This is a genomic window from Pseudomonas sp. TE50-2, assembly GCF_040813665.1.
GTDB classification, from domain to species: Bacteria; Pseudomonadota; Gammaproteobacteria; order Pseudomonadales; family Pseudomonadaceae; genus Aquipseudomonas; species Aquipseudomonas soli.
The window spans coordinates 748,158-761,583 of sequence record NZ_JBFNXN010000001.1 but is presented as its reverse complement, the minus strand read 5'-3'; the positions used below and the strand labels follow the sequence as shown (position 1 = coordinate 761,583).

The following is a 13,426-nucleotide window of genomic DNA, read 5'->3' as shown; positions in this document are numbered from 1 at the left end:
GTGGCGCATCAACGCGCTGAATGGGGGAGGCGGTGGCGGATAAATTCCAACTCAAGGCGCTGATCACCGGCGTCGACAAGCTGTCGCCGGTGCTGAACGGGGTGCGCAAGAACGCCGCGGTGCTGCGCAAGCAGCTGAACAGCTCGGGCCTGGGCAAGATCACGTTCGGCGAAGCCCTGCAGGGTGGGGCGATTGCGGCCCCGTTCGTCATGGGCGTGAAGGCGGCCATGGGCTTTGAAAGCGCCATGGCCGACGTGAAGAAGGTGGTCAACTTCGAGTCGCCGGCGCAGTTCAAGGCGATGAGTGACGACGTGCTGGGCCTGTCCGAGCGCCTGCCCATGGCGGCCGAGGGCATCGCGCAGATTGTCGCCGCCGGCGGCCAGTCGGGTATTGCCCGGGAAGAGCTGAACCGCTTCGCGGAAGACGCCGTGAAAATGGGCGTCGCCTTCGACCAGACGGCCGAAGAATCGGGCTCGATGATGGCCAAGTGGCGCACGGCCTTCAAGATGAACCAGACCGAAGTGGTCACGCTGGCCGACCAGATCAACTACCTGGGCAACACCGGCGCGGCCAGCACCGGGCAAATCTCCAATATCCTGACCGCCATCGGCCCGCTGGGCGAGGTCGCGGGCGTCAGCGCGGCGCAACTGGCGGCCATGGGCTCGACCCTGGCCGGCGTGGGCATTGCCCAGGACGTGGCCGCCACCGGCATCAAGAACTTCATGCTGACCCTGACCGCCGGCACGGCGGCCACCAAGTCGCAGAAGGAGGCTTACAAGGCCTTGCGCCTGGATGCCAACGAGCTGGCGAAAGGCATGCAGACGGACAGCGAAGGGACGATTAACCGCGTCCTGGAGACGCTGGCCAAGGTCGAGAAAAGTAAGCAGGCGGCGGTGCTGACTAACCTGTTTGGCAAGGAATCGGTAGGGGCTATCGCGCCGTTGCTGACCAGCCTGGGCACGCTGCAGAAGAACTTCAAATCGGTCGGCGACGAAAGTCAGTATGCCGGTTCGATGAACAATGAGTACGCCGCACGGGCCGCGACCACGCAGAACGCCATGCAGCTGCTGCAGAACCGGGTGACCCGCCTGGGTATCACGGTCGGCAGCATGCTGTTGCCGCCGCTCAACGATTTCATGGCGGCCGTGGGGCCGATCATCAGCAGCGTGGCCACCTTGGCCGGGGCGCACCCGTGGCTGATCAAGGGCGTGCTGGGCGCGGCCGTGGGGTTCACCGTGCTGCGCCTGGCTGCTGCAGGTGCGGCAGCCAAGCTTACGCTGGTCAACGCTGTGGCGAGCATGAGCCCGGTGGGCATGATCGTTCGCGGCATTGCCATCGCCGCCGGCATCCTGATCGCCAACTGGTCGACCGTGGCGCCATACTTCCAAGCGGTGTGGGACAAGATCAAGGCCCCGGCGATGGCCGTGTGGGAGTGGATGAAAACCGCTTTCGCCTGGTCGCCATTGGGCCAGATTGTGGCCAACTGGGAGCCGCTGACGGCGTTCTTCGGTGCGCTGTGGGAGCTGGTCAAGGCCCTGTCGGTGCCGTTCTTCGACTTCCTCAAGTCGGTCTTTGACTGGTCGCCGCTGGGTTTGATCATCAAGCACTGGGAGCCCATCACCGGCTTTTTCAAAGGGATCTGGGACAAGCTTCGGCCCATCATTGAGCCGATGATGAAATTCCTGGGCTTCGACAGCGAGTCGAGCGGTGACGGTGTGATCAGCGCGGCGACGGCCAAGGTCAACGACTGGGCCGAGCAGCAGAAGGCGCGCAACGCCGCCGGCGAGCCGGTACCTGGGGCGCTGGTCAAGCCGATGGCGCAACCGGTGCAGCTGATGCCGGAGGCCACCAGTGTGGCCGGCCTGATGCGGGCGCCGGACCTGCCAGGGCCATGGGCGGCGATGCCGCTGTCGGCCTCGCAGATGGCCGAGCATGCGCAGGAAAGCCTGGCCAAAGGGCTGACCCCGCAGGAGGCGGCGAAACGCGCTGAAATGGGCCTCCTGTCGCGTCCTGGGCAAACCAGCCTGTCGGCGCCGGCACCCGGTGCCCTGGCCGCGTCGCGGGGCTCCCTGGTGCAGCAGGCCGCCCAGGCCAATAAAGCCCAGCTGGAAGGGCAAATGGTCGTGCGCTTCGACAATGCCCCGCCCGGCATGCGGGTGGAGCAGGCCGACACCAACCAACCCGGGCTGCAGGTCAGCCCACAAGTGGGCTACCGATCCTTGGGGAGGGCGTCATGAGTACCTGGCGGGATCAGCTGCACCCGGCCTCATTCCGGGGGGTGCCGTTCCACGTCGACAACGACAGCATGCCGGCGGGACGGCGCACACAGACGCATGAGTATCCGCAGCGGGACAAGCCGCTGGTGGAAGACCTGGGCCGCGTCACGCGGGAAATCAAGCTGGCCGCCTTCGTGATCGGGGAGGACTGCTATTTTCAGCGTGACAACCTGCTCAACGCCCTGGACAAGCCCGGGGCGGGCGAGCTGGTCCATCCCTGGTATGGCCGGCTGACGGCCACCGCGACGGTCTGTAGCGTCAGTCATGAGCGCCGTGAAGGCGGCATGGTCCGCTTTGACCTGGTGTTCGTGGAGGACGGCGAGAAGGGTTTTCCTGCCGGCGTGCCGAACACGGCGCGGCAGCTGGAGGACTCATCTGAAAGCCTGCTTGAGTCGGCGATTGCCCGGTACAAGGCCGCCATGGCGGTGGTCAACCGGGCGCGCCTGGCCGTGGTCGCGCTGCAGAACGGTGTGGCCGGGGTGCAGATGGCCATTGCCTCGGAGCTTCGCCAACTTACGGGCCTGGTCAGCTCGGTGGAGGCGCTGGCCGACATGCTGATTAACGCCCCGGGCAACTTCGCGGCGATGATCCGGGGGCAGTTCGCCAGTGTCGGCGGCAGTTCACGGTCGTCGGGCTATCGCTGGGGGCCGTCCAGCGGCCGCGACTCGGCCAGCCTAGAGGCCGATCCGGAGTTTGCCCGCACCGTCGCGGCGCTGCCCGAGGCGACGCCGGAGTTTTCCAGCTTCGCCGAGTCCGGTCGGGCCATCACCGGCCAGGTGGAGCAGGCCCGCCAGTTGGCCAACGCGCCGCCACCGGCCGGAGGAACCGACACCGCCGCCGTGGTCGCTGCTGCCCGCGAGCTGGTGCGCGATGCGCTGATCGTGCTGGCCGTGCGCGAGGCGGTGGCCATGCCGGTGGTGCAGGCGCCCGAGCCGTTGACCGGCTTCGCCACCTTGGAGCAGCAGGTGGTGGCCCCGATCCAGCGCCCCGAGGTGCCGGTCACTGCCGATGTGGTCGCGCTGCGTGATGCCATCAGCGACGCCCTGTGGCTGGCCGCCCTGGCGTCGCCGGTCGAGCACGTCGAGCGGCTGGAGGTCGTGCGCAGCCAGGTGCGGGCGCACCTGACCGAAGTGGCCCGCGCCGGTGTGCGGCTGGCCGAGGTCACCACGCGGGAAAGCCTGCCGGCGGTGGTGCTGGCGTACCAGCGCTATGGCGACGCCACCCGCGCCGAAGAAATCGTTACGCGTAACAAGGTGCAGCACCCGGGCTTTCTGCCTGTCGGCGCGCTGACCATCGCTCGAGAGTGAATCCATGGACAACCAAAATGCTGTCACGTTGAGCGTGAACGGCCTGGACTATCGCGGCTGGAAGAAAGTCAGCATCAGTGCCGGCATCGAACGCCAGGCCCGGGATTTTCGCCTGGGTGTGACGTGGAGCTGGCCGGGCCAGGTGCAGGAAATCCCGGTGCGCCAGGGCGACCGCTGCGAAGTGCGCATCGGTGCCGACCTGGTGCTGACGGGCTGGGTGTTCGGAACGCCGATCAGCTACGACGCCCGCAGCGTCGAACGGTCGGTCGCCGGCCGTTCGCTGACTGCCGACCTGGTGGACTGCTCGGCGGTGAACAAGCCCGGCCAGTGGCGCGGGCAGAGCGTGCAGAAGATCGTGCAGGCGCTGGCTGAGCCATACGGAGTGCGGGTGCTGAGCGAGGTGGCGGAAACCACCAAGCTGGCCGACCACCAGATCGAGCCCGGCGAAACCGCCTTCGAGTCCATCGACCGCCTGCTGACGCTGTCGCGGCTGCTGTCGACCGATGACGCCCGGGGGCGGGTAGTGATCATCAAGCCGGGCAGCGCCGGCCGCGCCGTAGACCGCCTGGAACTGGGGCAGAACCTGTTGACCGGCAGCGCCGAGCTGGATTTCTCGGGGTTGTTTTCCGAGTACCGCGTCACCGGCCAGCGCTCGGGCACCGACACTGACTACGGCGCGGCGGCCAGCGAAGTGAAGGCCGGCGTCACCGATCCGCGCGCCACCCGGCGCCGGGTGCTGCTGATCCACGAAAGTGGCCAGATGACCCCGGAGCTGGCCCAGGCGCGGGCCAACTGGGAGCGCGGCAGCCGGATGGGTAAGGCGCTGACCTTGCGTTACAAGATCCAGGGATGGCGGCAGTCCACCGGCGCCCTGTGGGTGCCGAACATGATCGTGCGCGTGGTCGACCTGCTGATCGGCATCGACCGCGACATGCTCATCAGCGAAATCGAGTACGTGCTCGATGACGCCGGTACCGTGGCCAACATCGTGGTCGGCCCGCCGGATGGCTTCGACCCCGAGCCGAAAGATCCGCACAAGTCGCGCAAGCTCAAGAAGGGCGGCAAGGCCGACAACTTCGAATACCTGATCCCCGCTGACTGGAAGCCTGGCCAATGAAACCCATGAGAAATTTTCTCGCCCGGGGCGTGGTCGCCCTGGTCGATGCCGGCCGCAAGCTGCAGGGCCTGCAGATGCGCCTGACCGCCGACGAAGTGAAAGACGGCATGGAGCACTTCGAGCCCTACGGCTTTACGTCCAACCCGCTGCCCGGCGCCGAGGCCCTGGCGGCGTTCCTGGGCGGCGACCGCTCTCATGGGGTGGTCGTCTGCGTCGCCGACCGGCGCTTTCGCCTGCAGGCGCTCAAGAGCGGTGAGGTGGCTATTTACACCGACGAGGGCGACCGCCTGCACTTCAAGCGCGGCCGCGTGATCGAGATCGAGACGCTGACGCTCAAGGTCAAGGCCGAGACGGCCGTGGAGTTCGATACACCGGTGATCCGCACCACGGGCCAGATCGTGTCGCAGGGCGACCAGATCGCCGCCGGCGTCAGCCAGGTCAACCACCCGCATGAGGGAGTGGCGAAGGGTAACCAGCAGAGCGGTAAGCCGGTGGTGACGGCATGACGCTGCTCGATGCCGAGTCCGAACGCGCCTGGCAGCGCGCCGTGGTGATCAGCCTGTTGACCTGGCGCCGCGCCGACGACGGCGACCTGCTGGACGACGACCAGCGTTACGGCTGGTGGGGCGACACGTTCCCGACCCTGGCCAATGACCGCATCGGGTCACGCCTGTGGCAGCTACGCCGGCGCACGCTGACCGACGACACGGTGCGCACCGCCGAGGCGTTCGCCCGCGAGGCCCTGCAGTGGGCGGTGGATGACGACCGGGTGAGCGCCGTTACGGTAACGGCATCGCGCAAGGTCGACCGCCTCGACATGCAGGTGCGGGTCGGCCTGCGCGATGGCCCGGTGATCGACGTTCAACTAGACAACCTGTGGCAGGTGATCAATGCCGTTTGAAATCCCAACATTGCCCGCCCTGGTGGCCAGGGCACAGGCCGATTTGGCCGGCGGTAGCGCCCTGGTCCGCTCCGATGCCGAGGTGCTGGCCCGCGTGCTGGGCGCGGCCTCGTCTGGCCGCTACGGCCACCAGCGCTACATTGCCGACCAGATCCTGCCGGACACGGCCGACGACGAAACCCTGCTGCGCATGGCCCAGGCACGGCTTAAGCGCGGCCGCCTGGAGGCCGTGAAGGCCACCGGAGCCGCTACCTTCACCGGCGCCGCCTCGGCGCTGCTCGATGCCGGCACGCTGCTGCAGCGCGATGACCAAGTGCTGTTCAGGGTACGGGCCTCGGTCAAGCTGAGTAGCACCGAAGGCGTCGCCCAGGTCGAGGCCCTGGAGCCGGGCGAGCTGGGCAACACGCCTGCCGGTACGCAGCTGCGTCTGGTGTCGCCGGTGCTGGGCGTCAATGACACGTTTACTGTGACGGCGCCGGGCCTGACCGGCGGCACCGAGCAGGAGAGTATTGAGGCGCTGCGCGCTCGGGTGATTCGTTCGTACCGGGTCATTGCCCACGGCGGTAGCAAGAGCGATTACGAGACTTGGGCGCTGGAGGTCGCCGGGGTAACCCGGGCTTGGGTGGTGCGGCGCTGGGTGGGGCCGGGCACGGTGGGGCTGTTCTTCGTGCGCGATGGCGATATCGACATCATCCCCAGCGCCGAAGCCATCGCCGTAGTGGCCGCCTACATCGAGCAGGAGCGGCCGGTCACGGCCGAGGTGTACGTGCTGCCGCCGGCCGAGAAACCGGTGCAGTACCAGCTGTCAGTCACCCCCGACAGTAGCGCGGTACGCCGCGCCGTCGAAGCCGCCCTGGTCGACCTGCACAACCGTGAATCGGAGCTGGGCGCCACGCTGCTGGCCACCCACATTGCCGAGGCCATTAGCGGCGCCACGGGCGAGCGCGATCACAAGGTCATCAGCCCCGTCGGCGACGTGCAGGCGGCCGCTAATGAGCTACTGACCTATGGGGGTGTGCTGTGGTCGTGAGGACGGAGCAGGACTACTACGCGCAGTTGTGCGCGCTGCTGCCGCCTGGGCCGGCCTGGGATCGCGAGTTCAACCCAGGTGTCGACCAGTTGCTGCAGGCCGCGGCCCAGGAGCTGGCCACCGAGGATCGCCGCGCCGCCGACCTGCTGGCCGAGAGCGACCCCGCCACCGTGCGCGAGCTGGTTCCTGATTGGGAGCGGGTCATGCAGTTACCCGACCCCTGTATGGGCTATACGCCGGCGTTCGCTGACCGGCAACTGGCCGTGCGCCGCCGCCTGCTGGAGGTGGGCGGGCAGACGCCGGCGTACTTCGTGGAGCTGGCCTTTTCGCTGGGCTACCGCAATGCCCGCGTGGTCGAGCACCGGGCGCCGCGCTTCGGTCGGTCGCGCTTCGGCTCGGCCCGCTTCGGCACCTGGGGCGCACAGTTCATGTGGGCCCTGGAGACGGGGCCGCGCCTGGCCCAGGGCAGCCGCTTCGGCTTCAGCCACTGGGGGCAGACCTTTGGCGGCGCCGCCAATGGCGCCCTTGAGTGCCTTGTAGGCCGCGCCGCGCCGGCACACACCCTTGAAACCATTACCTACGGATAACGCGATATGGACTACCCGAAACGCATTCCTAATGTCGGCCTGGTTGGCGGCAAGTTTGTCGACGAGAACGTCAGCACGGGCCTGCCGGGCTCGCTGATACCTTCGGCCTGGGGAAACGCCGTCACCGACGAACTGTTGGCCGTGATCAAGGCTGCCGGCCTCACCCCGAGCGAGGACGACAACGCCCAGCTGCTGCAGGCCATTCAGGGGCTCGCCGCCAGTGACGTCAAGCGCGCTGTGCGGGTGGCTACCACCGGCCCCATTGCTTTGTCTGGCTTGCAGAGCATTGACGGCGTGGCCCTGGCGGCCGGTGACCGGGTGCTAGTGAAGGACCAGGCCAACGCCTCGCAGAACTGGATCTACAACGCCGCCGGCGGGGCCTGGGGGCGGGCGCTCGATGCCAACGACAACGCAGAGTGCACACCGGGCCACCTGATCATCGTGCAGGCCGGCGCGACTTACGCAGGGTCGATGTGGCAGATGACCAACACCACGCCGCCGCAGGTCGGTACCACGGCGCTGATCTTTGTCCAGCTGTTCGGCAAGACGGGCGTAGTCGCCGGCAGCTACCGACAGGTTACGGTCGATGCGCTGGGCAGGGTCACCGGCGGCAGCAACCCTACGACGCTGGGCGATTACGGCATCACTGATGCCTACAACAGGCAGCAGGTAGACGCGGCGCTGGTTCAGAAAGCCCCGCTTGCCAGTCCTGCCTTTACCGGCGTGCCAACGGCCGTTACGGCAACGAAGGGCACCAAAACCACCCAGCTGGCCACGACAGAGTTTGTGCAGAACGAAGTCGTAAGCAGATTGCTCGTGGGCGCTGTCAGCCGCCAACAGCCCGTGCTGGCCTCGCCGGTTAACGGCTCTGATTACTCGGCCGGCGCGACGTTGATCCGCGAGGCGGGGGAAATTGGCGTATCCAACCCCGTAGAAGTGCGTGATGACTACGCGCCTGCGATCGGCTTCAGCTGGCAGGGCAAGGCCTCGGGGAAGCTCAGCATGGACTATACCGGCGCCCTCAAGTGGAACGGCTCGCCGCTGCTGTCCTCGGCTGCGCTGATGGCATACGGCATCGGCGGGCAAGCGACCTCGACCGAAACGGACTTAAACAAGTACAAAACCGGCGGCAAGTTCATCACCCCGGCCTCGGGCCTTGCAGGTCTGCCGCAAGGCTGGGCGCAAGGCCGCCACGTTATCGATGTCAGCGGGGGAGATGCTTATTGCGAGCAGACTCTGAACGGCATCGGGGCGAACAACGGACGTAAGGCCTGGCGGGTCTGGGATGGCTCTGCGTGGAGTGGCTGGTTCGATGCGTTCAGCTACCAGCTGGAGGCCACACTCACCGACATGGTGAACAAGAGTTCGTACAACACCTACGTTTCGCCGCGACGGTTCGCGGATGTTGCGTTTGGCATGAATCAGTCGCCGCAGGACATGACTGCCAACCGAAACTGGGGGGTCAATTATCCCAACACCACGAACAAGACGATCTGGGTCTCCGTCCATGTTCGCGACCCAGGCGGTGGGAACCTGTCTGCCAGTCTCCACATCAACGGAAGTTCTTGGGCCAAAGCGTTCATGACAGGGGGGAGTGAGACGACGCTTGAAGGTCCGGTGCCGCCAGGTGGAACTGCCGGGATGTTCCGTGAAGACGGCAATGACCTGATTATGAAATGGAGTGAATACCGATGAACAAGCACTATCGACAGAAGGGAACGAACCAGGTCTATGCCTACGCGGCGGACGGTTCTGAGGACGCATTCAAGGTCAAGGACCTGGTGCTGATGACTGACGCCGAGCTGCAGGCCTATTTGAGCCCCCCGAGGACGCGAGAGCAGATCGAGACTGCTGAGCGTGCATGGCGCGATGCTGCGGTAAATAACGTTCTGTGGCTGCGCGAGCGCCATCGTGACGAACAGGATCTGCGTCGAAGTCTTACCCTTTCGGAAACTCAATTCGCGGAACTGCTGGATTATCTGCAGTCGTTGCGAGACTGGCCGCAGTCTAGAACCTTCCCGGAAGTTGTACACAGGCCGACCCCACCGGGTTGGGTTGCCGAGCACAAAGGTTATGCTAAACGATAATTATAGGGAGCTGAAAATTAAGCCATCTGAGTCTTGTTGCGATCAAATGGCTTAATTCGTAAGGTTGCTCAGAATCGGCCGGATATTGATATGCCGATGCTAACGTCTACGCCCGCAGGGTGTAATGTGCCAGCAGGGGAGGTCGGGACAAAATGAAGAACAGGTAGTACAGAACATGGTTGAAGATTGGGTGAAGGCCACTCGATGCATAGTGCTGCTCCGGTTATGAAACTTTCCCAGCCTTGTATGTTTGCTGATGGTGCAGAAAGCGATTGTACGCTACTAACCTGGGACACTACATCTTGTAAAGCATTAGCCAGTGCTTGACCAATTGCTGCTGTCGCTAATTTGGCGAAAAGCCGGGCAGCTTCTTCAGGGTTGCTCGCTGATGCGATGCTCTGACTGAAAGTGGTATTGAGTAGGTCAATCTGCTGTGTAGTGAACATGATGTTCTCCGTTTGGCTTATTGGTTTTCTGGTGAAGCACTTTGCAACAAGATGGCGCAAGTAGATGCGCTGGCCTTGTTTAAGATTTTTTAGTGGGTAGAGCTTTGGGGCTACTTAGGGAATCTTAAGCTGGTCTCCGCAACTGATTTTAGTAAACCTGGGAACGCTAAAATCAAACGCTCTGTAGCGCTGTAAATAGCTAGATAGAGCTTCATGTCGGCGCTTTGCTCTATGATTCCAATACGGCGCCGATATGATCCTGCTAACTTATTTACTTTGTTTTTTATGCGCGTGTGTTGTGCTGCGCGGATTTTTGGTGTCCCGTTTGGTGAGTTCCACTCGTGATACTCCTTGGCAATGTCGTCGCAACGCTCAAATATTTTTCTTCCAAAAATGTCATCACCAATGGCCGCATAATAGCCTGACAGATCTCTTAGCCAGTCCTTGTTGGCGCTGCATTGCTCGTCAGTGAGGCCCGTGTCTATACACTTTCCTAGGTCTATTACGAAAGCTGAAAGTACTTGGGTTGAAAAATTTTTTGTCAAGTGGGCTGGGTTTTTTGTTCGCGGCATAAGGTCTCCAGGGTTACATGGCGCAAGTGGTGTTCTCAATTGATCTAGGTGTTTGCTTTCGATAAGGCTAGAACGTAATTCTAATTTTCGTGGCCTATCTGGATAATTTTTTGGGATATTGCATATAGCAATTTGTTGGGGTGGGAGTGTGCTTTTTTGATTGGTGCTGCGCGGCATGTGAACGAGTGTTGAGCTGTGTGAGGTGAGACTGTTTATGATTCAATGATTTGAATTTAGGTTTGGCTAGCAATATGTGTTGTAGGTGAGGCCGGTTTGAAAGGTCGGCTCATTTTCAAAGGTCAGCACTCGTTCAGGTTTTATATGCCCAGCTGAGCTACCGCTGTCAGGCAACATTTTTTATTGGGGAGAGATTAATTGCGTACATCTCAACGTGGTTTGACTTTAATTAAGTTTTACGAAGGCTTGCGCCTGCAGGCCTATCAGGATGCCGTGGGCGTCTGGACCATCGGTTACGGCACCACCCAGGGCGTAACGGCCGGCATGTCTATCAGCAAGGAGCAAGCCGAGCGCATGCTGCTGAAAGACGTGCAACGGTTCGAGCCAGAAATGCGGCGCCTGGTCACGGCGCAGCTGAATCAAAACCAGTGGGACGCCCTGATCAGCTTCACCTACAACCTGGGCTCGGCGAACCTCAAGTCGTCCAGGCTTCGCCGGCTGCTCAATACTGGCGATTACGCCGGCGCCGCAGAGCAGTTCCCGCGTTGGAACAAGGCCGGCGGTAAGGTGCTTCCGGGGCTGGTGCGTCGGCGCGCCGCTGAACGTGATCTGTTTCTGGGGGATGCGTGAACGGCTGGGGCGTGCGGGCGATCGCGATGCTAGCCGTGGTCGGTTCGTACTGGCTCGTCTACCAGCATGGGCGATCAGTTGAGCGCGCCGAAGCTGAAGCCGCGTCAGCGTTCCGGGACAGCGGCGATCGCTTGGCTGAGGTGCTGGGCGAGCGGGGAGCCCGGAGAGAGGAACAGCGCCGCGCCGCGGCACATGAAGAGGTTAGGGCGCATGCTCAGGAACAACGAACTATTGCTGAAGGTGCTGCTGTTGGGGCTGATGCTGCTGGTCAGCGGCTGCGTGACGAAGCCAGCAAGCGCGCTGCCGCCGTCGGTTGCCCCGGCCCGGATCCTGCCGTTGCCACTCGAAGCGAGGCAGCCCGACGCGCCGCAATGGTGCTCTCCGACTTGCTCGCACGGGCTGATGCTCGAGCGGGAGAGTTGGCGGCAGCGTTTGATCGCGCCCGAGTAGCTGGATTGGCGTGCGAGGCGTCGTATAATTCGTTGGTCAAGCCACCGGGATAGAATCGTGAAGCGAACCATAGAGGGAGTGATAGAAGCGGGCGAACCGCTGATTAGCGAAGCTATTGAAGCATTGCGCCTCTACCACAACGCGCTGGCCGCTGAGGTTCCGGCAGAGGAGGTCGAACGCCTTCGCGTAATCGCCGAGTCCGCTTACCAGGCTGTGACTGACTACCAGCTGTATGCGCTAGGTCATCAGCCGTTGGTTCGTCACTGAGCGGGAAGTATCAACTCTGGACCCTGGTTCCGCACATTGCCCACGGCCGTTCCAACGCGGTACCACTCAAACGCCTCGGCCGGCTCACCCAGGTTCAGCACCATCTGCTCGGCATGCTCGCTGGGCATGCCGGCCGCGATCCACTCGACCGCCAGATCAGGCGACAGCACTACTGGTCGCCGGTCATGGACGTCGACCAGGCCGCCCTGGGCATCGGCGGTGATGATTACGAAGCCGTCGTGATCGGTGCCTTCGAACTGGCCTATGGTTGCGCAGAGAGCAGGGCGCCCATCGCGCCGGCGGATGTAGTAGGGCTGCTTTTTCGAGCCGCCTCCATCAACCCATTCGTACCAGCCGTCCACTGGAGTGATTGCCCGGTGCGGCCAGATCGCCCTGAAGAATGGGCCATGCGCCACCTTTTCTACCCTGGCGTTGATCGGAGCAGCGCGGTCGGTTGCCCAGTGCGGCCGCCACCCCCACCTCACCAGGTCCGCGCGGGGGCCTGTAATATCCATCCGAAGCACCGCCACGCTGGTCGTCGGCGCGACGTTGTACCGGCTCAAGGGCTGGTCACCGACATTGTTCCGCCACACATTTGGCATGCTCAGGGTGTCAACGAAGTCGTGTATCCCGCGGTACTGGGTCAGCCTTCCACACATTTCCCATCCCTCCGGCTTGAGCCAAAAGCATAGCCCGCCGAGCGGTACTGGCCTGGACATCCGTTTGGATGATCAAATGCTGTATAAATATACAGTTTTGGTGCCGCATGTACTTCCTACTAGTTCGCCGTCGAGAGCGCGGCGTTGCCATTCCCAATGACCAGCTCAGGAAGATCAAGCCATTACGGGGAGACGTTCACATCGAGTACGGGCACAGCAAGGTGCTTGGTCGGCCGTGCATTGAGGCCTGGGTGTTCAACCCGACGCCAAGCGGCGACATCATCCCGCGCTTGCATGACGCCTGCGTCAACGGCATGGCCCAGCTCGGTATGAACATCACTGGCTTCGAAGAAATTGACGGCGTTCTGTATTCACAGTCTTGGTGGTGTCGTCTTGAGTAGCCTGATTGGGATCCCTCAGCCCTGGCTGGATGAGCTAAGCGACCAGCCAGCCTTAGTCACAGATCCGGATGGTCGCGCCGCTGTGCTGGAAGAAATGGCCTATGCCGCCCGCTGGCGCCACGAGATTGATCCCGGTGTACTTTCAGACATGCTTGAGCTAGCCGAAGCGGCCAGAGTGTGGGCGTTACTTGAGCGCGAATAGGCCGTTCACGTCGGCTGGACAAGGTGGGGGAAGGGGCGGACGAGCCAGAACGGATCGTGCTCAGCAGAACGCTGTGGAGGGGAAAATCGATTCCAAAACCGAAAGTGCGGCCCTTGCGCTATGCGGCTTGTAGCCGAGCCATCTTGTGTTCGTTTTGGAATCGATTATTGCGTTGACGCCTAGATAAATGGGCGCTTATGGTACGGTCTTGAAAACCGTCGATGGGCAACTATCCTAGAGTTCGAATCTCTACGCTTCCGCCACATTCAAAGCCCTGATTTTTCAGGGCTTTTTGCGTTTTTGGGGCATAGGAAGAC

General features: G+C 63.0%; 16 protein-coding genes and 1 pseudogene. 14 read left to right on the top strand and 3 right to left on the bottom strand.

Annotated features, from left to right (window positions below; all coding sequences use genetic code 11):
* The first annotated feature begins 32 nt into the window (after positions 1-32).
* From AAHK21_RS03325 to AAHK21_RS03285, 9 genes are read left to right on the top strand one after another with little or no spacing between them, the layout of a single operon-like run.
* Positions 33-2,237 (top strand): phage tail tape measure protein, encoded by a 2,205-nt coding sequence (locus tag AAHK21_RS03325; RefSeq protein ID WP_367856417.1) that lies wholly within the window; start codon positions 33-35, stop codon positions 2,235-2,237.
* The gene (locus AAHK21_RS03320; protein ID WP_367856416.1) at positions 2,234-3,583 is read left to right on the top strand and encodes a DNA circularization protein; all 1,350 of its coding nucleotides are present in this window, start codon (positions 2,234-2,236) and stop codon (positions 3,581-3,583) included. Before AAHK21_RS03325 ends, AAHK21_RS03320 begins: the two co-directional genes overlap by 4 nt.
* A gap of 4 nt (positions 3,584-3,587) precedes the next feature.
* Complete coding sequence (locus AAHK21_RS03315) at positions 3,588-4,700, top strand: phage baseplate assembly protein (protein WP_367856415.1); 1,113 nt, start codon at positions 3,588-3,590, stop codon at positions 4,698-4,700.
* A 5-nt stretch (positions 4,701-4,705) separates the two neighbouring features.
* A complete protein-coding gene (locus AAHK21_RS03310; protein WP_367856414.1) occupies positions 4,706-5,206 on the top strand; it encodes a phage baseplate assembly protein V in 501 nt (166 codons plus the stop codon).
* Positions 5,203-5,601: a phage GP46 family protein gene (locus AAHK21_RS03305; protein ID WP_241412641.1), complete on the top strand. Its 399-nt coding sequence runs from the start codon at positions 5,203-5,205 to the stop codon at positions 5,599-5,601. Before AAHK21_RS03310 ends, AAHK21_RS03305 begins: the two co-directional genes overlap by 4 nt.
* Positions 5,591-6,631, top strand: a complete 1,041-nt coding sequence (locus tag AAHK21_RS03300; RefSeq protein ID WP_367856413.1) for a baseplate J/gp47 family protein — start codon at positions 5,591-5,593, stop codon at positions 6,629-6,631. The genes AAHK21_RS03305 and AAHK21_RS03300 overlap by 11 nt, the downstream gene beginning before the upstream one ends.
* Positions 6,622-7,218: a YmfQ family protein gene (locus AAHK21_RS03295; protein ID WP_367856412.1), complete on the top strand. Its 597-nt coding sequence runs from the start codon at positions 6,622-6,624 to the stop codon at positions 7,216-7,218. Before AAHK21_RS03300 ends, AAHK21_RS03295 begins: the two co-directional genes overlap by 10 nt.
* A gap of 6 nt (positions 7,219-7,224) precedes the next feature.
* Complete coding sequence (locus AAHK21_RS03290) at positions 7,225-8,913, top strand: hypothetical protein (RefSeq protein WP_367856411.1); 1,689 nt, start codon at positions 7,225-7,227, stop codon at positions 8,911-8,913.
* The gene (locus AAHK21_RS03285) at positions 8,910-9,305 is read left to right on the top strand and encodes a hypothetical protein (RefSeq protein ID WP_367856410.1); all 396 of its coding nucleotides are present in this window, start codon (positions 8,910-8,912) and stop codon (positions 9,303-9,305) included. Before AAHK21_RS03290 ends, AAHK21_RS03285 begins: the two co-directional genes overlap by 4 nt.
* 68 nt (positions 9,306-9,373) lie before the next feature.
* Here AAHK21_RS03285 and AAHK21_RS03280 read toward each other — a convergent pair whose 3' ends face one another.
* Together AAHK21_RS03280 and AAHK21_RS03275 are read right to left on the bottom strand one after the other, a co-directional pair.
* On the bottom strand, positions 9,374-9,751 hold the full coding sequence (locus tag AAHK21_RS03280; protein ID WP_367856409.1) for a hypothetical protein: 378 nt from the start codon (positions 9,749-9,751) through the stop codon (positions 9,374-9,376).
* 110 nt (positions 9,752-9,861) lie between these two features.
* Entirely contained in the window at positions 9,862-10,323 is a 462-nt protein-coding gene (locus tag AAHK21_RS03275; protein WP_367856408.1) for a hypothetical protein, read from the bottom strand.
* A gap of 375 nt (positions 10,324-10,698) precedes the next feature.
* Here AAHK21_RS03275 and AAHK21_RS03270 point away from each other — a divergent pair, with 375 nt between their 5' ends.
* From AAHK21_RS03270 to AAHK21_RS03260, 3 genes are read left to right on the top strand one after another with little or no spacing between them, the layout of a single operon-like run.
* A complete protein-coding gene (locus AAHK21_RS03270) occupies positions 10,699-11,130 on the top strand; it encodes a lysozyme (protein ID WP_367856407.1) in 432 nt (143 codons plus the stop codon).
* A gap of 26 nt (positions 11,131-11,156) precedes the next feature.
* Positions 11,157-11,633, top strand: coding sequence for a DUF2514 domain-containing protein (locus AAHK21_RS03265; RefSeq protein WP_367856406.1), 477 nt, complete (start codon positions 11,157-11,159; stop codon positions 11,631-11,633).
* 1 nt (position 11,634) lies between these two features.
* Positions 11,635-11,847 carry a hypothetical protein gene (locus AAHK21_RS03260; protein WP_367858941.1) on the top strand — a complete coding sequence of 71 codons (213 nt, stop codon included), beginning with the start codon at positions 11,635-11,637 and terminating at the stop codon, positions 11,845-11,847.
* Here the strand turns inward: AAHK21_RS03260 and AAHK21_RS03255 are convergent.
* Positions 11,841-12,506 (bottom strand): SOS response-associated peptidase, encoded by a 666-nt coding sequence (locus AAHK21_RS03255; protein WP_367856405.1) that lies wholly within the window; start codon positions 12,504-12,506, stop codon positions 11,841-11,843. The genes AAHK21_RS03260 and AAHK21_RS03255 overlap by 7 nt on opposite strands.
* 107 nt (positions 12,507-12,613) lie before the next feature.
* Here AAHK21_RS03255 and AAHK21_RS03250 point away from each other — a divergent pair, with 107 nt between their 5' ends.
* Both AAHK21_RS03250 and AAHK21_RS03245 read left to right on the top strand, forming a co-directional pair.
* Positions 12,614-12,907: a hypothetical protein gene (locus AAHK21_RS03250; protein ID WP_367856404.1), complete on the top strand. Its 294-nt coding sequence runs from the start codon at positions 12,614-12,616 to the stop codon at positions 12,905-12,907.
* A gap of 1 nt (position 12,908) precedes the next feature.
* A pseudogene (locus AAHK21_RS03245) lies at positions 12,909-13,180 on the top strand (hypothetical protein); the annotation flags it as partial.
* Positions 13,181-13,426: the final 246 nt, after the last annotated feature.